This window comes from Nocardia sp. NPDC019219, from assembly GCF_040632645.1.
GTDB lineage: Bacteria > Actinomycetota > Actinomycetes > Mycobacteriales > Mycobacteriaceae > Nocardia > Nocardia sputorum.
Genome location: NZ_JBEYCG010000006.1, coordinates 1 through 21,096, shown reverse-complemented (window position 1 = coordinate 21,096; position 21,096 = coordinate 1). Strand labels below are relative to the sequence as shown.

Sequence of the window (21,096 nt, the reverse complement as noted above, 5' to 3'; positions counted from 1 at the left end):
CTCAAACCCCCTTCCCAATCTTGTACTGAGCGATGACCGACAGATACTCGCGACTCATGGATAGGTGCTCGATCTGCTCCCGGGAGATGACCAAAGGTCTCCAAAGCCTTTTCGAGACCTGCTGGACCACTTCTGGATCCAACCGACTGCTAGCTGCCTCATCCTTGCTCGTAAAGTTGAACTTCCAGTGCTCCCGAGTGCATTCCTCGACTCGTTCCGGGCTCTGAAGCTTCGACCACTCTGTAGAACTGAACGGCGCCCAGGTGAGCCACAAGAAGTGGTCACACCGCTCAGGCGACACACTGAAGGCGCGATAGCATTTCGCGAGGTATTCGCGATACAACGACCGCTGATCCCCCGCATCCCTGTAGTTCTTTACCTCCGCGAGGAACAGCTGATTGTGCACGGCGCCCTCCTGCAGGAGGCCGCCGAGGTCGTAGGAAAAGGTACCGCCCGGTCTTGTGAAGGTCAGCTCAGAGACAGCCACCGGGTCAGGCTGGACCCAGCAGACCTGAGCTCTGGTTGTGCTCTCCAACCATCGTTTAGCCAGCGAAGTTCCCTCTACCCCAGGCATGAAGGAACTCCCCTGACATGGAGGGAAGACTACTTCACGGTTCGCAGCCTTGCGTTCTTGTTCGACATCTCGGAACTCTCGGAGGTACTGAGCAGCAAGAATGCGCACGCTCATCTCGGGCAGCGTTATCGAGACGATTTGGCCAAGCCCCCGGCAAGACGTCGGCGATGGAACCTGACCGGATCGGCCACGGCACGACCCGTATTCGCATTGTTTCTCGGAGGGTGCGGTAGGTAGCGACGACAGCGCGGCGCTGACGCGCGCACTTCCATGACAACCACCGGATCCCGCCACCGAAGGTGGCGATGACCCCGCACCAGATCGCTGGTCCATTGTCGCCGCGTCTGCGGCCCCTGCGCTGTCCTGTCGAACGCCAGGTTCGAGCGATGCCCTCGCTCGGACCTGGCGTTGTTTCGTTTCCGCGAAACGTATTCTGCCATACCTGAATTCGTTACCACCGTGCGCCCGGGGCACTTCTCCGAACCATCCTGCGGCAAGTACAGGGTCTGCCCCCGCTTCCAGGGCGGCGCGGTGTCTGGCGAGTTTCCGATCGATGGCAGCCAGCGACCCGCGGGCCACTTCGAGTGCTGGCGTGTTGTCGGGTTCGGAGGCCTCGAGCATGGAGAGCGAGTGCGCGAGCTGATCGGGGTGGAAGACATCTGCGAGCAATGTGTCGAGGGGCCGCTGGCGGGATGCGCCAACCTGGCGGATTCCAGACTGAGGCGTTGTTCATCCGCTGATGTTCATGCGGGATCGGTGCCTTCACTGCTCTCACGACGCACGATCTGCAGTGTTCTACGGCTACGCTCCTTGGCCTCCGCTTTGGTGATGGGTGTAACCGTCACGTCCGCGGCAATCGGACCGACCTCTGCAACTGTTTGCAGCACACTGCTAGTGCCGCTTCCGGGAAGGTTGATGCTGTAACCGTGCTCGGGGTGGCGGGTTGATCGCGGGCGGGTGAGCGGTGATGCTGCCGGTGGAGGTGGTGCCGGTGGCTCGCGAGCCGGATGTGTTCGTCAGAGCGGTGACGCCGGAGGAGGGCCGGAGGCTGGCTCAGATCGCGCGGCGCAGCAAGCAGCCGGTGCGGATGCGGCGGGCGGTGGTGGTGATGGCGTCGGCGCAGCATCAGCCGGTCGGGTTGATCGCGAAGCTGATGCAGGTGTCGGAATCGTATGTGCGGCAAGTGATCCATGACTTCAACGAGAAGGGTTTCGACGCGCTGGACCCAAAATGGAGAGGGGGCAGACCGGCGAAGACCGATCAGGCGACGCGTGATCGGATCTGTCAGATCGCCCGGTGCTGCCCCCGCGACCTGGGATGGCCGTTTGCGACATGGAGCCTGTCGAAGCTGGCAGAAGTGCTGCGGATCAATAAGATCGCCGACATCAGCCGCGAAACCGTGCGGAAGATCCTCAACGCCGGTGGGGTGTCGTGGCAGGCCACGAAAACGTGGAAGGCTTCGGGCGACCCGGATTTTCAGGCCAAGATGGCGCGGGTGCTCGACCTCTACGACCACCCGCCCGCTGACGGCCGCGTGGTCTGCGTGGACGAGTTCGGGCCGCTGAACCTGCAGCCCCGCCCCGGCCGCGGCTGGTTCACCGTCCGCCGGCCACGCCGGCTGCGCGCGACCTACCGGCGCACCCACGGGGTCCGGCACATGTTCGGTGCCCTGGACCTGTCCTCGGACCAGTTGTACTACCGGATCCGGGACCGGAAACGGTGGACCGAGTTCCTGGCATTCTTGAACTCGCTTCGAGCCCGGTGGCCGGGTGAGACGTTGTATCCGATCTGCGACAACTACTCGGTCCACAAACGGTCCGAGGTCCGGGCATGGTGCGCAGCCAACGCGGTCGAGCTGGTGTTTCTGCCCACGTACTCGTCGTGGCTCAACCGCATCGAGTGCGAGTTCGCCGCGCTGCGGTACTTCGCTCTGAACGGCACCGACCACCGCAGCCACGGCGAACAAGACGACGCGATCGCCACCTACGTCCGCTGGCGCAACCAGCATGCCGAACCCGTCCGCGACTTCGCCGTCGGATCCAAGATCCGGCACCCGGATTACCTACCGAACGTTGCGTGACACAGCACTAGCTTGGCGTGTCGTACTGTTTGACAGGATTTGTATGTACTCATCGTCCAGGTTCGCCGCATGGTTCCGTAGCTCGCGCATACGGATCTCTCGTTCGGGCCCGAGCGTGGATACGCGTATTCCCAAATCAAGCAACTTCGGGACCATTCCGAGTCCCTGCGCGATCGCGAGGCCGAGGCCGCCGGTGGCGATGTACGAAATTACCTCGATCCACGGATTGACCATGACGCTGGTCGCAATTCGGAGCTGGGCGTCCGTCCGCTGCCATTCCTTCTGATGCTGTGAGCTTTCTGCGAGTATGCGGGAAAATTCCTCTTCCTGTGTTTCCCCCATCGGAGCCCTCGGAATGTCCCGCATCTCTCGGTGCTTCTCATCAGCATCGCCGAGTATCTCGCTGACCGAGAATCGAACCGTGACCGATACGAGCTGACGCATAACCCTCTGGACCCGATCTACGTCCATCATCGCCGGGCTTTCCCCAAATGCCTTCCGGATGAGCAAGCCGCCGGGAGATTGGTAGGGGTCCAACTTGAAGACATCTGGTTCCCCCACGCCGGAAGCGCGAGAACCTGGACGGTGCGACTCGGAGGACTCTCGACGGAAGGGCACAGCTAATCATAAGCAACTCTGCCCTCCGACTGCGGTATCACACGTATCTTCACGCGTCCGGACCGCCAGTGCAGCTCACGATTAGTTCCAGTATGTGTATCGGGCGGTTTTGGTTGGGCCTTGTTCTCGTATCCGGCCGGTGTGCACGCGGAGACCGTTCAGGGTGAGGGCCGTGGGGTCACAAGACGACACGCAGGAAGTGCGAGCGAGTGCTGAGGTGCCGGAGGAGTGCAAGGCGGTCAGCAGGTTCACCTATGACGTCGCCGAGCAACTGAGGTGGGGGTCAGTGTCGTTGGATCGGAAAGTTCAGGCGCTGTTCGGTAGCTGGACGGGCAGTGCCGCCAAGCGTACCGCGCCGGATGGGGAGGACATGCAGGTCGGCGAACAGAAGCGTGGGACGCACCTACCGACTTGGCGGCAAAGCTTGGTGTCACCTCATCGACGTTTCAGGACCGGGACAACGCGAACACGGTGTCGTTCAGCTCGCTGCAGTCGGACTCAGAACATGTCCGCGAATTCGAGGTTGACCTCGATCACATCGACCAGGCGACCACCCGCGCTGTTGGCCACGAGACTTCTCCGCCGACCATCTCGATCACTTGGTGGGCCGCGTGCAGGAACTGGTGCACACCGAGTAATGGAAGGGTGATGTGGCAATGGCCTACGTCCAGGACAATCGGCACTGGATGGCCGCGGCGCGTGAGGTCCTATGACCCAATCATCATCTTGCGTTAGAGCAGTTCGATCTGACCGGGTTCGGGCAGCGTGTGTGGGCGTTCGTCCGTATACCAGGCGTACTCGATTCCACTGAGCCAGCCGTTCTCGACCCATAAGATGACCTCGCCGATCGGTGTTCCGTTGCGGTCGGTGACCGCTCCGCTGGCGAAGATCCCGTCGGGTGAACCGGATGCTTGCACCGCACCGGGCCGCACCGCCAGATCGACACTAGGTGAACCGACACCCCACGTTGCGACGACCTGCGAATACGGCACCTGCGCCAGATACTCGGAGGCGCCGGGGGCGTTCGACGACAGCAGCTTGGTGACGACGCTGGTTTCGAGGTCGGTCAACGCTCGCGGCGGAATCGGTGTACTACTCATCAATCTCCTCGGTTCTCGCGCTACATCATGGAATGTATGCGGTGCCGATTTTGAAGACACCGTCGATCATTGCGCCGCGAATATGGACGGTTTGGCCGTTGATTGTGCGCACCAAAGGATTCGAGCCATTATATACGCCGTCCGGAACGCCTTGAACGCTCTCGATGATCTTCGTCATCGTCGCTTCTTCGCCACCCAGTGACTTCACCAGTCCATCCAGTTTGTGTTTCGGCACGAAGACATGCTCCATTGCCTCTTTGTCGAGCGCGTAATCCAGCGAGCTCTTCAGCTTGTCGCGCGCGATCCTGGCGATATCGGCGGTGCGCTGTGCGAGGAGGTCGGCGATGCGCTGGAGCTCGGCTCGCCTGGCTGCGAGGTCGTCGCCGGTTTCGGTGACTTTGTCGACGAATTTGGCCGCGCGTTTGGCGGCCACCACGCGGTCGACATACTTTTTCATCTTCACCGCGAGCTTGCCCGCTTTGGCCGCGGCGATTGCGGCCGCGCCGAATCCCGCCGTCAACGCGCCGGCGATCACACCGATGACAACGGTCTCGGCGACCTCCTGAGCGAGGTCCTTGGCGAGATCGACCAGCAGCTGGCCCAGTTGCGTACGGAACTCCAGGATCGCAGAGCGGTGGGCGCGACAGGATTGCGCGAGATCTTTGTAGAGGGTGAGCACACCCTCGGCGGACTTCTTCAGCTCCCGGATGTCCTCATCGACATACGCGGCGTCGGGAGCGGTCTCATTCTCGAATGTCTTCGCCAGCTGGTCCAGCAGGGCCGGCAGGTTGCCCACGCCCGATTCGGAGGCGAGTTTGTCCCACGCCTCAGCGGCAGTCTGCAGATCGTGCGGTTCCCCGTCGGGCATCGAAACGCCGAAATCCTCGAGCGCCGACACCGCGAAACCGACATCGTCGAACAGGCCACTACCCGGCCCGCCTGCCGAGGGCGGCGGCACGAGACAGACTGACCAGGCCGGCGACAACGGTGCTGGTTGTCCCGGTTCCGGTCGGCCGGTGCCGGCAACGTAATCGGCGAGCGCGTGGTTGTAGCCGAGCTGGTTCAGGATCCCGGCGTAGTTGCCCATTGCGGTGACGAGCAGCTCGGTCATACTCATCGCCGTGGTGACGGTCGAATCGTAGGACGTGGCCCATGCCTTGGATTCGCCCACATTTCCGCCCATATTGGCGGTCTCGCTCAGCGCGGCGATCTGTGCGGAGAATGCCCGCTGGAACGCGGTTGCGTACGAATACAGTGACGCGCCAGCCGAGGAATACACCGCGGGATCGACTACCAAGGTCGTCATCAGGTGTTACGACCTGCCCAGCATCGAAAGATTCGCGGAGATCGCCGCCGTGTACCGGTCGTGGGCGTCCCGGACAGCCTGGCGCATGGTGTCGATGCCTTCGGCGACATCGGTTGCCCCGGTGTGCCATTCCCGGAAAGCATCGGCCTGGGCGTCCGCGGCGGCACCGCTCCAGTTCTGCTGGACGGCTGAGATGCGCTGCTGCAATCCGTCGAGGCTGTCGTTGAGGAATCCGATGAAACCCGAGATTCGGGCGACAATCTGTTCCAGCTCGTCAAGGTCGACGCGATAGGGCTGAGCGTTGTCGACCATCACAACTCCGGAAGGTCCAGCGACCCGGTGAGCGTAACGGTGGTATCCGCCCGCGCCCGGTCCTGATCGTCGAGGGTCTTGCTCGTGACACCGAGCAGTTCGGCCATGTCGGCCAAGGCGTCGAGAATGGTATCCGCGCCTTGCTTGGCTTCGATCCACCCCGCGCTGAACGAGTCGGCAGAGGTGCCACGCCAATTGGAGAGCAGCGCTGCGATGTCCGTGTCGAGCGAAGTCAGGCCGTTGATGAGGGACTCGGCGACCTGCTGAACGTACCGACCTGCATCGGTGACTTCATCGGGCACCAGCGCGAAGTCGTTGGTGGTCGAGCCAGGTTGGCCAGTCATGCAGCAATCCTTGAACGTCGGTGCGGATCACGAGGTTGGACGCAGGTGGGTTCTATCTGGTTCCTCGGTGGAATGGTGCCGTCAGTCACAGTCTGGGGGCGGACCGGCATAGGTTCGGTCAACGGTGTTCGCGATACTCTCATGCCGCCCTGTCTCCTTGTCGAATAGGTGCTCGCGTCGGGTCACGACCTGGGTTGCGCCCACGGGGAAGAGTTCGGCGATGTGCGAAGAAGCGAACTCTATTCCAGCGTAGAGGGTTTCATCCCTCGGGCGCGGTGCGAGCAACTGCTGACCGGGTCGGGCTCGGTCGTAGTGCCGCCATCCGGAGCGCTGGATGCGACCGGTCTACTTGGCGAATGAGCCGATGCCAGCCAGAACTCAATCAGCCCTCCTGAGCGGAGAGCGCTCAGCACTTGACGCACGGTCGGCAGACTCACCCGGAATGGGGGTGTCGTATTAGCTTGAGTTTCAACGTTTCGGGTCGTAGCTGGTGTCGTCGACTGCCTCCGGTTGATCATGGGCACCGAGACCCGAGGTGGCGTTCGCCGGATACTCGGCAGCAGCAGTCCAGGCCCCCTCGTCGAACGCCGCGCCGGCGTCACAGGGCGACCCGGTCGTCGGCTCGGACCGCCTTCGGTGTTGGGGTGGCTATCGATACAGCACCCCTTCGACCCGGTCGAACACGGCAGTCATGGCACTTACGCCAGGGTCAGTACCTGTCGTCGACGAACCGCGTGTGCGCAGTGGCGACTCCCCCTCCCGGCACGATTACCCATGCCACCCGACGACTCCGCCATCCAACCCGTACACACGACCCGCCGAATCCCGGAAACGTAGAGAGACCACAGTGATATTTGCCAGACAGTAGCTGCGGTGCAGGATTCGTCGGCGTGTCTTGTCGGCGACACGCTGACGAGCGAAGCCGCTTCCAATGCGGCCGGATCGCTCCGACGTCGAGCAGCCGATTCGATCCATCTCACCGAAATCTCACACTTTCGATGCGAAATGTCCGGATCCGATGGGACGCGTCCAGCGCCAGGCTTCTGCGAAGCATGCCCTTGACCAGGCTTGATGAGGAGCGTCGGGATCGGCTGGGGAGACTTGAACCTGTGTCAAGTGGTCGCAGGTTCAAATCCTGTCAGCCCGACACAGGAAGCCCCTTCCGACCAGCGTCGGAAGGGGTTTTCTCGTTCATCGACATACGGCCGGATTCGACCCGAGCCAGTCAGAATCTCCTACTTCGCCCTCGTCGCCGCGAGCCCAGCGTTCCGGGACGTCCCGATTGTCCGGAACGGTCTCCGGCACGTCGATGTAGTGCGTCTTGGCCACCGCGCGGGTGTTGCCGAGCTGGCGGGCGGCGCGTTCGGGATCGCCGTAGGCGTGGTCCACCGCGGTGGCCGCGCCTTTGCGGAACGTACGCGGGGTCACCCACGCGAAATTCTCCCCACGTGCCGCGCGCCAGGTGCGGCCGAAGTTGTTCGGGTTGCGCAGCGACCCGTTGCGCGCCGGAAACAGCAGCCCCATCGGGTTGGGACGGTCACCGACTTCCAGATCCTTGATCGCCTCGCGGACCGCCTCGACGGTGTGGGCGGGCAGCAGGATGCGCCGCCACCCGTTGTCGGACTTCGGAGCGGGTTTGCGCACCCACTTGCCCTTCACCTCGACCAAGGTGCCGGTGACGTCGAGGTAGGGCTCGGGCGCGTCGAGATGGATGTCCCCGAGCAGCAGCGCGAACACCTCATGCAGGCGCATGCCGGTGCCGGTGATCACGTCGACCACCCACACCACCGTCCAGTCCCGCGGCGGACCACAGGTGTAGGCCGGAGTGCCGGGAATCGCCTCCCCATTGGCCCACGCCCGAACCTGGGCCCGGAAGGCGGGCAGAGCGCCCTGGTCCTGCACCTTGCCGCGAGCAGGGTTGCGCCGCCGCGGTGGCCCCGCCGCCGCGATCGAGTTGGTCTTGCTCCCAGGCCAGCAAGTCGCTGAGTCGGTAGCGTCGGTATCGGCCCCATCCGCGCGTACCGCGGGCCGCGACCAGCGGATGCCCACGACGCCAAGGTCTCGAGCGGAATCTTCAACCGCGCCGATACTTCCCGCGTACTCAACCAGACATCGTCATCCGCGGATACGGGATCGGTCTGGGAACCCGCACTGCCCCTGGGAGTTGGCCGCGATGGTGTGGGACGGGATGTCGGAGGCTTTCCGGACATGACGAGGCACCTCTTTCTCCAGTCCCCTGGCAGCAGACGCACCCGACAGCCATTAAACCCTCGACCGATCGCTGATGCCACGACCAACCGCCTGGACGCAGTTCGAACCTCGTGCAGCACAATTCTTTCACCGCAGCAGGGCAGCCGAAGCGCTGTCACTAGTACGCCGGCCATGATCGCGCCCAGTGACGTGACCGCGACCCCACCCCGGGCAACGAGCCACCCCACTGCAAGGCGTGGCGGCTCGGACCGATCAACTTCGCGTTGCGAACAGCCGGGCATTGCGCGAAATCCCCCTCCTTCCCACGTAGGCCAATGCAATCGGGTTGCGCCTCAATGGAGTTGCGAACAGCAGGCGCGGGAGGGCCGGACCGTGTTCTCCGCCGACTGCACCCTGGCCCTGATGAGGAGGTGCCTCCCAATCGGCTTGGATCCCCGCCGCCTGAGTCGAGCAACGGACATCCTGTAATTCCGCACCCAAGCCTCCACGCCGATATGCTCCTCCACGCGGTGATGCAGTGATCCCTTCAGCCCAAGATCGTTTTGCGACAACCGCCCAAGGGTGCTCGAACCGAGACGAATCAATCAGCTGAGCTTCTCCGATCCTGTTGCACGCTTCGGCGCCGTCGAGACTCTTCTTGGACATGAGCGCACTGGGGTGGGCGGGCCTACTGCGGGCAGAGGCCGCCGGAAACGCCCTAGCTGTCCTTGGCACAGTCTCTCGACGATCCTGTCCCTCCGCAGGATGCTCTCGGTCACGGCGCCGTCCTGTACGCGCGGCTCACGAAACCGTCGGGGCGGACCAGCACCGTCCCGTACGGCCAGCCGTCCACGAGGTACACCGGAACGTCGGCCTTCACGCCGGGATCGGCCGTGAATACGCACCACTGCGATCCGACGAGATCCAGCGTGGACACTCCGTCGGCCACCCACATGTGCGGTAGGCGCGATCCCGGGGAACCGTCGAGGTCGAGGGCGACGTCCTCGGTGGAGGGCAGTTCCGCGCCGCCGTACCGGTAGCCCAGGTGTACCACCGGCGCGTTGATCGCCCCCGCCGCCTTGCGTGCCGGTGCCATGTCCTTTCCCCAGTGCAGGGACGGATCGTTGAACCGCAAGCGCGCCTGCTCCATCGTCATGAGGGCCACGGGATGCCGTTCGTCGTGATAGGTCTCCAGCAGTTCGGGCCCGGCCGCACCGCGCAGCACGTGCGCAAGTTTCCACGCCAGATTGTGCGCGTCGGCGATGCCGGCGTTCAGCCCGAACGCGCCCAGCGGGGGGATCGCGTGCGCCGCGTCGCCCACCAGGAAGACCCGCCCGACCGACAGGCGATCGGCCACCTGGCCGCGCCCCCGGAACCTCAGCACACTGCGGATCTCCACCTCGATCGACGGGTCGCCGAGCGCGGTGCGGATGAGTTCGGGAGTCGGCTCGGTGTCGAGGACGGTGAGGAACACCCACTCACGTTCGCCGTCGACGGTCACCAGCAGGCCGGTCGCATCCGGATGTTCGATATCGCACATGGCGAACGGCTCGCTCGGACGCAGATCAGCGTGGAACAGGACGCTCGTCGTCTCCCGACCCATCACACCGGGGCCAGTGAGGCCGACGCCGAGGACCTGACGGACCCGGCTGCGCACCCCGTCCGCCGCCACCAGATAGCGCGCCCGCACGACCCGCCCGTCGGACAGGGTCGCGGTGACGCCGCTGGCGTCCTGGTCGAACGACTCGAGCGCCACGCCGAACTGCACGTCGCCGGCCTTGGTGATCAGCACGCGGTCGAGCAGGTTCTGTCCGCAAGTGCCGCGGATCCGGGCCGGTGTGTAGGTGAGCTCGGCCGCGGTTTTCGCCTTCCACGCCATGCCTTCGGCGAAGTCGGCCTCGGCGAGCGTGCGCCCTTTGATCTTCCCCGCCCGCAAATCGACCGCCGCCTCGTCGACCGCGTGGTCCAGGCCGACCTCGCGCAGGATCTCCATCGACCGCGACCCGATGCCGGTGGCCCTGGGGTGGTGCGACAACTCCGGCTTCGCCTCGACGACCAGGGGCTTGACGCCGTGGTGGCGCAACAGAACCGCCAGCATCAGCCCGACGGATCCGCCGCCCGCGATCAGAACATCAGTGGATACAGTGTGCCCGCTCATGGGCACACTGTATCCACTTCGGTAGACTCCTGTCCATGTCGCTTATCTGGGAACGTGAGCCGTACCGGTCGAAAAGGCAGGCACTGAGCGTGGAGCGCATCGTTGATGCGTCCGTGGCCATCGCCGATGCCGAGGGGATCGACGCGGTATCGATGCGCCGCGTGGCCGCCGAACTGTCGACCGGTACGACGTCGCTCTACCGCTACGTCGACAGCCGCGACGACCTGCTCGACCTCATGGTCGATGCGGTACACGACGACCACGTGCCGCTGACGGGAGACTGGCGCGCCGACCTCGAAGCGTACGCCCACCACGAGCGCCGGTTGTGGTTGCGGCACACCTGGCTCGCTCCGCTGCTGGCCACCCGCCCATCGCTCGGCCCCAACTGGCTGCGCGGCCTGGAACACGCCCTCGCCGCGGCCACGCCGCTGACCTCCGACATCGCTGAAGCGGCCTCGGCCGTCGGGCTGATCAGGGACTACGTGCGCGGCGCGGTCATGCGCGAGCTCGCCGAGAAGCAGACCCAGCAGCGCACCGGTCAGACCGAGGACCAGTGGCGCGCCGCCGTCGCCCCCTACATGCGCAAGGTCATCGAGAGCGGCGCGTATCCGATGGTTTCGCGCATGATCGAATCCGCCGACCTGAGCCCGGCCGAACAGTTCTCGTCCGGGTTGCGCCGCATCCTCACCGGGATCGCGAACTCTCAGCAGACGGCACGGTGATCACGAACGAACCGAGGCCGGCCCCATCCGAACAGGGAACCCGTATCGATGCGGGCCTGGCGGGACACCACCGGCGGTGTCCGGTGACGCGGCCACGTGGTGAGCAGTGGATCAGCGTGCCCGTGGAAGTGGCCGCGAAGCCGGACCAGCAGTCGACGTCATGTCACTGCGGCGGGAGGTCCGCAGTCAGCCGGTTCACGAGAAAGGCGATGATCTCGTCGCAGACCGCGGCGGTCGGCTCCCCCGCTGTATCGACCAGATGCGCGGTGACCACACTGTGCGGGCAGCCGACGATCTGTGAGAAGAACGGCGGCGGAGAGGGATTCGCCGCGTCGGCGGGCAGCACTCGCGGCTCGAAGCGCGGGCCGAGCGCTGCGGCATAGGCAGCGATACGCCCCGGCCCCGAACCGCGAACCGCCCGCGTTACCGCGCTCGCTGCGACTGCGCCGTCCAGGCGGCGACCTGCGCTCGTGACGAGAAGCCGAGTTTTGCGAGGATGTTTTCGAGATGCCGGTCGACGGTGCGCGGCGATACGACGAGCCGTTCCGCGATCTGCCGGTTGCTGAGGCCCTGCGCGACGAGTTCGGCCACCTGCTGCTCGCGTGCGGTCAGTACGGTGTCGTCCCGCTCCGCCGGTTCGGCGGCACACTCGTGACGGGCGAGTGTGTAGGTGATCGCCTGGTCGTGATCGAGGGCTTCCCCGCGGGCGCGTTCGGCCCGCAGCACCGCCCCGGGCAGGGCCGCGCCGGTGGTTCGCACGCAGGTGTCATGCGGCGTTCCCATGTGGGGCCCGAACGCCGTGATCGAGGTACCGATTCGCCGCCATTCGGATCCGACCGCGCCCAGCAGCCGCGCCGCACGCCGGTATTCCCCGCGCGCGGCGGCTATCCAGGCCATCAGCTCGATCATCAGCGACGTGGCCACGCGGTCGTTGAATCCGGTCTGGATCTCCAGTGCCGCGCAGGTCGTGGCAACCGCCTTGCCGTACTGGCCGTGGACATACTGGTCGAAGCCGAGGGCCCACAGGGCCAACGATTTGCTCCATTGTTCGCCGCACATGTCGGCCAGCGCGATCGCCTGCCGGGCCGTCTCCGGTGCTCTGTCGTCACGGCTGTGTGCTTGCGCCATGGCGAGCTGGAACAGGGTCAGCCGCGCCACATCGTCATCGTCGGGGAAATCGGCGAGGACGCGTTCGAAGATCGCTATGGACTCCGCCAGGCGGCCCCGGAACAGCTCTGAGGTGCCGCGCAGAGTGTTCGCCCAGGCAATGGCACGGCGGTCGCCCACGGCGGCGGCACGGGCTACGCACTCGTCGAGTGCCCGGTCGGCCTGGTCGCGGTCGCCTTGTAGCAGCATCACCCAGGCCGCGACCCATAGCGCCGGGATCCGGCCGGGGCTGTTCTGGTCGGCGCAGCGCAGCGCTCGCTCGACCCACCGCCGTCCGTCGCCGAGGAATCCATCGGCGCACCAGTGGTAGCGCAGCGCGGTGACCAGAGCCAGCGCCTCGCGTGCGGCGGCCGGCTCGTTGGTCGCCCAGTCGAGCGCCGCTTGGAGGTTGCCGTGCTCCGCGCGCAACTCCGCCACGCCGGCCGCCTGTCCGGGCCCGTTCCATGCCTCGGCGCACCGTTCGGCGAGTGCGAGATAGTAGTCGCAATGCCGCTTATGCAGGGCCTCGGTCTCACCCAGCTCGCGCAGCCGGTGCCATCCGTACTCCCGGATCGTTTCCAGCATCCGGTACCGAGGCAGGCCGTCGGTCGGGGCGAGCACCACGATCGACTGCGCGACCAAATGGTCGATCAGGTCCAGAATCTGTTCGCGCGGCAGGTCGGGACCAGCACAAACGCCCTCGGCGGCGGCGAGGGTGAATCCTCCGGCGAACACCGACAGGCGCGCCCACAGCATCCGCTCCGCGGGCCGGCACAGCCCGTAGCTCCAATCGATCAGCGCTCGCAGTGTCCGCTGCCGTGGCGCCGCGGCCTGCGTGTCGGTGGTCAGCAGGGTGAACCGGTCATCGAGTCGCTCCAGGAGTCCCTTCATCGTCAGTGACCGCAGCCGGGCGGCAGCGAGTTCGATAGCGAGCGGGATCCCGTCCAGTCGGTGGCACACCCGCGTGACCGCGTCCATGTCGCGCTCGGTGACCGTGAGTTCCGGGCGCACTGCTCGGGCACGTTCCAACAGCAGCGTCGGCGCTTCGAAAGCGGTCAGTGCCGTCGGCGTGATCGTCGTGTCCGAGGTAGGCATCGACAGCGGCAGCACGGGATACACGTGCTCGCCCACGACCCCGAGCGCCTCCCGGCTGGTGGTCAGAATCCGCAGCCCGGCGCAGGATCGGAGCAGGCGCTCGCACAGCGCACCGGCCGTTTCCACCAGGTGTTCGCAGTTGTCCAGCATGAGTAACGCGTGCAGGTCGGCCAGGTGGTCGATGAGCTGCTCCTCGGCGCCGCGGTTCGACAGGTCGACTATTCCCAGGCTGTTCATCACCGCCCGCGCCAGCAGTTCCGCGTCGCCCACGTCGGCCAGGTCTACCAGCCACACCCCGTCGGCAAACGACTGGCGGGATGCGGCGGCGACCTCGGTGGCCAATCGTGTCTTTCCGACGCCGCCCACACCGGTGAGCGTGACCAGCCGTGCGGTCGCGAGCAGTTCCCGGACTTTGCGGAGTTCACGCTGCCGCCCGACGAAGCTGGTGATCGGAAACGGCACGTTGCCGATCACGCGAGCAGGCTTGCGACGCGCCATGAAACCAATCTAGTCGCCGCGAAGACTCGCCTGGGAATTACTCGGCTCCCATCTCCCCCCTCGGGCCGTTTCCACCGGGCAAGAGCCAAGCGGCCACGGCTCGCCAATCGGCCGGAGTCAGTCCCGCACCGGCACGTTCCCCCATGACACAGTGCAAATGCAGACGTAGATATCTATCAGTTTTCGACAGCAATGCCTCTCGGCATCGCGGGCAATATATCTCGGTCATGCCGTCAACAATTCGAGCGTGCTTTACAGGTTATTGTCTGTCTAGAGGTTCACACCGTTGGGAACCGCCGTCGGCGCCGTTGCCGGGCAGCGGGGATCGGGGATCGGGTATCCCGCACCTCGGGACAGACGAATTCCGGAGTCGGCAGCGTTGAAACACACTCCGGACGATGGGCCGGTGGACCGGCGATCTGAGCTCTCAACGGCCGGGCTGCCGAGGTCGTATTCGCTTCCTTCATCGGAAGGACCGCGGATTCGGCGAAGTGATTTCGTTCCAGAAATCGTGGCGTACCGCGTCCCACAGCGTCGCCAGTTCCGGACGGAGTTCTCGCGCTCGCGCGAGATCCGGGTACTCGTCCGTTCCGAAGGAGACGACCGCCAAGGTGTCCGAGGTGTCGTGCACCGCGACGACGGAGATCAGATGGTCCCAGGACAGTAACCACGTCGCGCACAGTCCGTCGATTTCGCTTCGACGCACCCTGATCATCTCCGACCACCCTTGTCGCACACGCGGCTCGTAGCTCTTTCGATCACTGCCGACGCGCCGCCGCCGGGTGACGTGCGACCAGGGCTCCGTCGGCGATCCGACATTCAGGCTTCTTTCCACGTCTGTTGTCACGGTCGACCTCCTCTTCGCGAATGACGGCAGTCAGCATCACAGCTGCGCCCACGCACCGACATGCGTGAACACACCCACTTACGCACCCATATCCGCTGCTCGTGGGCCTGGGAGGTCACCGGGCGTCAGGGCCGGTCCACGGCGGTTCCCGCTGATCGGTGGGTTCCCGCAGATTGGGTTTTGCGCCGCCGCGCACTGCTGTTCTTCAGCATGATGCTCGTCCATTTCCGGCACAGGTGGATGACAGGCCTAGGGTGATGACGGCGTCATCACTCTGTCATCAGCCACCGAACGGTGCATCTACCCCCTCGCCGAGCAACCCCATGGACGGTGAGTTCGATGCGTCCCGGTTGGGCGCATACCTCCAGTCGCATCCAGTTGGGTACCGACCCTCTGGTTCCGCGCCAGCACACAGGGTCAGATTTCAGCTGACATTGAAACCCGCGTGCGTTGCGGACCTCTACATCAATCGCTTAGTCGCTCAGCACTCCGCGCTCATCCCGCGGGCGCGGCGAGCACATCTTCCGCGTCAACGACGATCCCGCCGACCGGGAGTCCTCCCCGCGCGCGGGAGCATGGACGCCCAGTTCCGCGACGTGCTGGGCGATGGGCCTCATCCCACGAGCGCGGGGAGCACGGTGTCGTTCGATCTCTCGTACGACGGTGTGCAGGGTTCATCCCCGCGGGCGCGGGGAGCACTACGACGGGCACACGGTTCGCCTTGGCGATCTGGGTTCATCCCCGCGGGCGCGGGGGGCACACTTGTTGACCAGCACGTACTCCGCTGGCCGAGCTGGTTTTCATTCACTTTCGTGAGCGATCGACAGCTCCGGCTCGGTTCGGATCTCGTGGGCCTGGCACCGCTTGTCCGGTTCGCTGCAGCTCTATCGTGCCGTACAACCAGCCTCAGATCGGACACCTCTCGTCGAGCTTGAATGGCTGCGGTCCCTGGAATCGTCACCCTGTTGGTCGTCCGTGTACAGCCCATGAGTAGAGGTGAGGGTAGCTTGCGACGCCTACGGTTGGAGCGGGAGTCGTAGCTGCCTGAGGCTTGCTGTGGGCGGTTGAATCGGGGGATGGCGAGTTCTGTGATCGTGGCAGTGGTGACTCCGTTTCGAGCCTCCGGGTCGATTGATTTCGGTGCGTTGAGTGACTACTTGGAGTTGCTGTCGACCGCTGGGGTCGACACGATCTTGGTGAACGGTACGACGGGCGAGTTCGCGAGCTTGACCTTCGGTGAGCGGCGTGCGGTGATCGAACATTGTCGGCGCGCGTGGACGGGCACGCTGATCGCGCATGTCGGCGCTACTGCCGCTGGGGAGGTCATCGAGGCGGCTCGTCATGCCGAGGAGTATGCCGACATGCTGGCGGTGATCTCCCCTTTCTTCTTTGCCGCCGCACCGGAGGCGGGCATCGAGCAGTTCTTCGGGCAGGTGCTGGCCGAATCAGTGAAGCCGTGGCTGCTGTACAACTTCCCCCGGCACACCGGCAACCCACTCACTGCGAGCATGGTGACCCGCTTAGCCGAGAAGTTCCCGCAGCTGCATGGAGTGAAGGACTCCGGCAAGGATCTGGCCCTCACGAGGCAGTACAAGGCCTGCTGCCCGCGGCTGTCGGTGTATGTGGGCGATGACCGTGTCCCGGCGCGGCTGAATGAACTGGGAGTTGATGGTGTGGTTACCGGTGCGGGCGGCCCGGTCGCGGAACTACCTGTCGCGATCACTGCGGCGGCCGAGTGCGGCGAGGTGGAATGTGCCCGTTCGCGGCAGCAGGTTTTCGACGACTACAGCGATACCCGCAAGGCAATGGCGTTGTCGGACATCGGGTTCGCCAAGGCAGCGGTCGGTGCGCGGCTGCCCGGGTTCCCGCCTCATGCTCGCGCCCCGTTGGTGGCTGCTGACAAGCAGCAGCTTCACCACATTCGCCGATACATGCATGCCAGCGCTATCCCCGCGATCCAGGGTCTTCGCCGCAGCATGTGACTCTCGGAGTCCGGCAATCGGCTGTTTGTTCAGGTAGGGATGACGAGGTCGCAGAGGGTGTGGGCGAGTTCGCGCACGCCGCTATCGAGGACGCTTGCGTGGTAGGCGTCCCAGTCGGCGAGTTTGGGTGCGTCACGCTCGGCGCGGCGGACGAGCATCCGAGACCGGATCACCGCCGCACTGCTATCGAGCCACACGGTCACCACCGGCACTGCCCGCGTCACGCCGGTAGAGGCGCGCAGATAGTCACTCAACCGTATCCCGCGCGCGGCGGCGGCACGGATCGTCGACAGGAACGGTGCGTCGAGCACGATGGGGAAGGCCGAGGCGAGGGCCAGGCCGGTGCGGATGAGTCCGTCGTAGATACCCGGGGCGACAAGCGTCCGGTAGGTGTCGGAATCGCGGTCGAACCGGTCACCGGTCAATCTGGCCATCACCGATTCCTCGAGTAGCGGCGCGAACCGATCCTTGTCCAGCACCGCCGTACCGAGCACGCGCGCCAGAAAGTCCGCGGCCGTCGATTTTCCCGAGGCCGGAAACCCACAGACCACAACCGCACCGCAGCTACCCAGCCCGCCGACCGCGTCGCGCAACACCTGCCGCTGCGACTCGGTCAAAACATCCTCGGCCCGGTCGTGGTCATCTGTCACCTGCCCAGTCCACCACACGAGATCGCCTTTGCCCCGGACAAGCGCATCGCTATGCCGAAACGCACTGGGTCACAGTCTATTCCGTCTTCGCCTCCTGTGCTCTGGCCCCGCGTGTTCTCGATGCACCAGGCCGCGGAGTCGTTTACTCGGTGGGATCGGGTCTGGTTTGAGGTCGTGGGCGAACCCTTCAGTACGCCGACTACCACCTCGCCGAGCCGACCAGGAGGGTGACGTTCTGACGGTCATCTGCGCCGGTAGTTGTCATATTTGTCATAGCCGGTGCCGACGTGCCCGATGTAGACCAAACGGTTCGACTCGTCGTAGGCACCCAGGTTATGGACAGAGTTTGATCTCTAACCGTTGACCGCTTGTTAGGACACATCTCGAACGTTCGTTCGAACAGAATTCCTCTGCGGCAAAGCTGTCCGGACGATTCCCGCGGATTTGGGGAGATGCCCAAGAATTGATCTTCTACCGACGCCGGTGCGCCGGCTTCGGCCGCTCGATGAGCGGCATTTGAGGATGCTCGTCGGACCGTGCCTTCCTGACAGTTCCATGTCGGAGCTGTTCTTGGGCGCTGGTCAAGATAGCATCGAGGCCTGGTACTAGGTCAGGACTGGAGATGCCTCGCAACAGACGTCCGCAGGATCGGGAAGAGAAGCGCGCGGAGATCGTGGTGGCTGCTCGGCGGTTGTTCGTCGAGGAGGGATACGACGCGGCGTCGATGTCGCGGATCGCCCGCGACGCGGGAGTGGTGTCGAACACGCTGTACTGGTACTTCCAGGACAAGGACGCGGTATTGATCGCGGTCCTGGACGCGGTCCTGGCCGACTCGATGGCCTCCTACAGCGAACTGCTGGGCTCGGGGCTGGCTGATCGGCTGTTGTGGCTGGTCGAGGAATTGGAGCAACTGGGGCGGTTGGTCAGCACGGTGCACATGCGCGCCGAGAAGTCCGCAGCCATTCACGAATGGCACGAGCAGTTCCACGCGCTGGCCGAAGGATTGTTCCGGGCAGAGCTGATCGAGCTCGGCGTGCCCGCCGACGAACTGGATCCGCTGGTCGCGATCGGCGTTTTCGTTGTCGAAGGCTTGCTGACGCATCCGACGGAGCAGCCCCAGCGGCGCGCGGTGATCGAGACGTTGCTCAACAGCGCTCGCAGTCTTGCCGCAGCCGCCGGCTGAGTGCCTGCTCTCCGCACGTCCACCAGCCAGGGGCGACCTATTCCATGTTGTGTGCGGTTTTGTCGAATTGTGTTGCCAGGAAATCGAGTTGGTCACGCACGGCGCGTTCGAAGTGCTCGCCCAGGTAGATGCCGAAGTGGTCGCAGGGGTAGTTCTGGACGTGCACGTGTGCCAGGCCCTGCGCGCGACGCTTCGTGGTCTTCGCGGGCGCGGCCGCGTCGTTGTCGCAGACACACAGCAGCGTCGGAGTGCTGAAGCGAGCCAGCGCGCGACCGGGCCGATCGAGCGGAAGGTGCAGCACCAGCCGTGCGGCCAGGGCGTTGGCGGCATCGAATTCGCCGTCTGGGCCGCGCAATACACCCCACATGCTGTCGCGACCGACACCGGTCACGGGTTCTTCCCCACCGTCGATCTCGGTCAGCTCGATGTTCTTCGACACCTGAGCCCGCACCGACGGCAGCCGTTTCAACAACGTGCTGGTGCGCCGCGAGAGCCGGGTCCCCGCAGGCAGGAGCGCGGAAGCACCGGCGAGGGCGTCGGGTGAGGCCACGAACGCGGGCATCCAAGCCGTCCCCGCCATCGGCACCAGGATCGGCTTCGCGCCGAACCAGGAACCGACCGTATCGAGGATGCCCGCCACCATCAGCGCCACCACGCTCAGCGGGCCGGTCCGGATACGCGAGCGCAACGACGCCGGTCCGTCGGTGAAGGGGCACTGGGCCACGACAGCCGCGATACGGGTGTCTTCAGAGGCGACCTGAAGGACATGTCCGCCACCGAAAGAGCTGCCCCACAACGCGATCCGGTCGACATCGACCTCCGGAAGTGTGCGTACGAAGGCCAGGGCGGCATGCCAATCGGCGCGTTGCCGACCGATATCGAGGAGCTGGCGCGGTGCTCCACCGCTGGCCCCGAGGTGACGGTAGTCGAACACCAGCACCGACCACCCCGCGTCGACGAACCGTTCCGCGTAGGCATCCAGGCGCATCTCCCGCACCGCCCCGAGCCCGTGCCCCATGATCACCATCGGACGCGGGCCGTTCAGATCGGGTGCGGTGTACAACCATGCCGCGCACTCGTCCTGGCCAGAGGCGAACGAGACCTCACGTCGCCGCACCGCTGCCGACTCGCGCCGATCGGCCGGCCCACTCATTTCCATGACTCGCGTCCTCCCGCTTCACCACCGCTCTTCTTGGACGCCATCCAAGAAGCAGGTCGCGGTTACGGTAAAGCCTTCTTGGACGACAGTCAAGAAATCGGCTGAGTATGGATCTGCCGTCGCGTGAGCCGACAGGGCGTAGGCGGCCGCAGCGCGTGCAGTCGGCTACCCGCGCGCGGCGAGCACAGTTCAGGCACCGCGGTGCGTCGGAACCGGCATGGCGGCAGGGCTTGCGTTGACCGCAGATCGAGCACACCGCGATCGGGATCTGGTGACACTGTTCGCAGATCGGGGAGCCGCCGCGGTGGGTGGCGATCACGGCGAGATCGCCGCAAACTGAACATATTCTCCGGTTGAATGCTTCACGGCGGCCGCACTGGTCGCACAACGGGTCGCCCTCGGGCGTGCGGGTCGCCACCGGGCGGCGATGACCGCATCGCACACATTCGCGCGCGGTGGTCTTGTTGTGGCAGAGCTGGCAGCAGCCAGGGCCCTCCCGCAACCCGGTGATCACCTTCGTCTTGCCGCAGAACGGGCAGCTCGCCGACACGACGCCCGCCACCCCGGCGTCCACCAGCGCCTGCACCGATCGACGGACCGAGCCCGAAGCATCCGCGGCCGCCCCGGTCAGCAACTGTGGGCGTGCCTCGAGGTCCCAGGCCACCTGCCGCCGTCGCGCCGCCTGAACCACCGTGGCCACCACCAGTTCCCGAGCACGATCACGGCCGGCGGCCGGGCTGACCGACGCGATCAGATCACAGATCATCTCGACGTGGTCGACCCCGGGATCCGGCGGGCACAACTCGCAGCGCGGCAGGCCGTCACGGTCGTAGAACCGCGGCGTCAGTACCCGGCCGCAGACAGCACACGGGCGCGGCGCGAACGTTCCCCGCTCACGGTTGTTGCAGGTGACACACACCCGCACCCCGTCGCTGTTGTGGCGGCTCATCCGCAGTCCCGGCCGGTCACACGATCCGCAGCGCGGTGCGACCACCTGCCTTCGGCATCGTCATGCGTTGTCTGGCGGAAATCCCGCGTGTCGACGCTCTTCGAAATGTAGGCCGGTGGCGCTCGTTGAAGATCGGCCACTTGGTGGTTGTTTAGTCTGCCGTGTTGTCTGTCCGCATGGACG

General features: G+C 65.1%; 18 protein-coding genes. 4 read left to right on the top strand and 14 right to left on the bottom strand.

Annotated elements, in window-relative coordinates; translation table 11 throughout:
* Position 1 precedes the first annotated feature (1 nt).
* The gene (locus tag ABZ552_RS13570; RefSeq protein WP_281874050.1) at positions 2–688 is read right to left on the bottom strand and encodes a hypothetical protein; all 687 of its coding nucleotides are present in this window, start codon (positions 686–688) and stop codon (positions 2–4) included.
* Between the two features lie 853 nt (positions 689–1,541).
* Here ABZ552_RS13570 and ABZ552_RS13565 point away from each other — a divergent pair.
* Positions 1,542–2,654, top strand: coding sequence for an IS630 family transposase (locus tag ABZ552_RS13565; protein ID WP_281874054.1), 1,113 nt, complete (start codon positions 1,542–1,544; stop codon positions 2,652–2,654).
* On the opposite strand, the gene ABZ552_RS13560 is transcribed toward ABZ552_RS13565, so the two are convergent.
* The 7 genes from ABZ552_RS13560 to ABZ552_RS13530 form a co-directional block, all read right to left on the bottom strand.
* Entirely contained in the window at positions 2,637–3,191 is a 555-nt protein-coding gene (locus ABZ552_RS13560; protein WP_357437254.1) for a hypothetical protein, read from the bottom strand. The two genes, ABZ552_RS13565 and ABZ552_RS13560, sit on opposite strands and share 18 nt — an antisense overlap.
* Positions 3,192–4,003: 812 nt before the next feature.
* Entirely contained in the window at positions 4,004–4,372 is a 369-nt protein-coding gene (locus ABZ552_RS13555) for a hypothetical protein (protein WP_281874058.1), read from the bottom strand.
* Positions 4,373–4,397: 25 nt separating this feature from the next.
* Positions 4,398–5,678, bottom strand: a complete 1,281-nt coding sequence (locus ABZ552_RS13550; RefSeq protein WP_281874060.1) for a hypothetical protein — start codon at positions 5,676–5,678, stop codon at positions 4,398–4,400.
* A 6-nt stretch (positions 5,679–5,684) separates the two neighbouring features.
* Positions 5,685–5,990 carry a WXG100 family type VII secretion target gene (locus ABZ552_RS13545; RefSeq protein WP_281874062.1) on the bottom strand — a complete coding sequence of 102 codons (306 nt, stop codon included), beginning with the start codon at positions 5,988–5,990 and terminating at the stop codon, positions 5,685–5,687.
* Complete coding sequence (locus tag ABZ552_RS13540; protein WP_281874065.1) at positions 5,990–6,334, bottom strand: WXG100 family type VII secretion target; 345 nt, start codon at positions 6,332–6,334, stop codon at positions 5,990–5,992. Before ABZ552_RS13540 ends, ABZ552_RS13545 begins: the two co-directional genes overlap by 1 nt.
* Before the next feature lie 1,191 nt (positions 6,335–7,525).
* Positions 7,526–8,383 carry a hypothetical protein gene (locus tag ABZ552_RS13535; protein WP_357437249.1) on the bottom strand — a complete coding sequence of 286 codons (858 nt, stop codon included), beginning with the start codon at positions 8,381–8,383 and terminating at the stop codon, positions 7,526–7,528.
* A gap of 916 nt (positions 8,384–9,299) precedes the next feature.
* The gene (locus ABZ552_RS13530) at positions 9,300–10,682 is read right to left on the bottom strand and encodes an FAD-dependent monooxygenase (protein WP_357437246.1); all 1,383 of its coding nucleotides are present in this window, start codon (positions 10,680–10,682) and stop codon (positions 9,300–9,302) included.
* A 35-nt stretch (positions 10,683–10,717) separates the two neighbouring features.
* On the opposite strand from ABZ552_RS13530, the gene ABZ552_RS13525 reads away from it, so the two are divergent.
* A complete protein-coding gene (locus ABZ552_RS13525) occupies positions 10,718–11,404 on the top strand; it encodes a TetR/AcrR family transcriptional regulator (protein WP_281874071.1) in 687 nt (228 codons plus the stop codon).
* A 163-nt stretch (positions 11,405–11,567) separates the two neighbouring features.
* On the opposite strand, the gene ABZ552_RS13520 is transcribed toward ABZ552_RS13525, so the two are convergent.
* The 3 genes from ABZ552_RS13520 to ABZ552_RS13510 form a co-directional block, all read right to left on the bottom strand.
* Positions 11,568–11,750 (bottom strand): hypothetical protein, encoded by a 183-nt coding sequence (locus tag ABZ552_RS13520; RefSeq protein ID WP_281874073.1) that lies wholly within the window; start codon positions 11,748–11,750, stop codon positions 11,568–11,570.
* 77 nt (positions 11,751–11,827) lie between these two features.
* Positions 11,828–14,143, bottom strand: coding sequence for a LuxR C-terminal-related transcriptional regulator (locus tag ABZ552_RS13515; RefSeq protein WP_281874074.1), 2,316 nt, complete (start codon positions 14,141–14,143; stop codon positions 11,828–11,830).
* Positions 14,144–14,606: 463 nt separating this feature from the next.
* Positions 14,607–14,858: a hypothetical protein gene (locus ABZ552_RS13510; protein ID WP_281874075.1), complete on the bottom strand. Its 252-nt coding sequence runs from the start codon at positions 14,856–14,858 to the stop codon at positions 14,607–14,609.
* A gap of 1,208 nt (positions 14,859–16,066) precedes the next feature.
* On the opposite strand from ABZ552_RS13510, the gene ABZ552_RS13505 reads away from it, so the two are divergent.
* Complete coding sequence (locus ABZ552_RS13505; protein WP_357437243.1) at positions 16,067–16,972, top strand: dihydrodipicolinate synthase family protein; 906 nt, start codon at positions 16,067–16,069, stop codon at positions 16,970–16,972.
* A 29-nt stretch (positions 16,973–17,001) separates the two neighbouring features.
* On the opposite strand, the gene ABZ552_RS13500 is transcribed toward ABZ552_RS13505, so the two are convergent.
* Entirely contained in the window at positions 17,002–17,622 is a 621-nt protein-coding gene (locus ABZ552_RS13500; RefSeq protein WP_357437241.1) for an ATP-binding protein, read from the bottom strand.
* A 622-nt stretch (positions 17,623–18,244) separates the two neighbouring features.
* Here ABZ552_RS13500 and ABZ552_RS13495 point away from each other — a divergent pair.
* Positions 18,245–18,805: a helix-turn-helix domain-containing protein gene (locus ABZ552_RS13495; RefSeq protein WP_357437239.1), complete on the top strand. Its 561-nt coding sequence runs from the start codon at positions 18,245–18,247 to the stop codon at positions 18,803–18,805.
* Positions 18,806–18,842: 37 nt separating this feature from the next.
* Here ABZ552_RS13495 and ABZ552_RS13490 read toward each other — a convergent pair whose 3' ends face one another.
* Positions 18,843–19,964: an alpha/beta fold hydrolase gene (locus ABZ552_RS13490; RefSeq protein WP_281874082.1), complete on the bottom strand. Its 1,122-nt coding sequence runs from the start codon at positions 19,962–19,964 to the stop codon at positions 18,843–18,845.
* Positions 19,909–20,913: a hypothetical protein gene (locus ABZ552_RS13485; protein WP_281874084.1), complete on the bottom strand. Its 1,005-nt coding sequence runs from the start codon at positions 20,911–20,913 to the stop codon at positions 19,909–19,911. The genes ABZ552_RS13490 and ABZ552_RS13485 overlap by 56 nt, the downstream gene beginning before the upstream one ends.
* Positions 20,914–21,096: the final 183 nt, after the last annotated feature.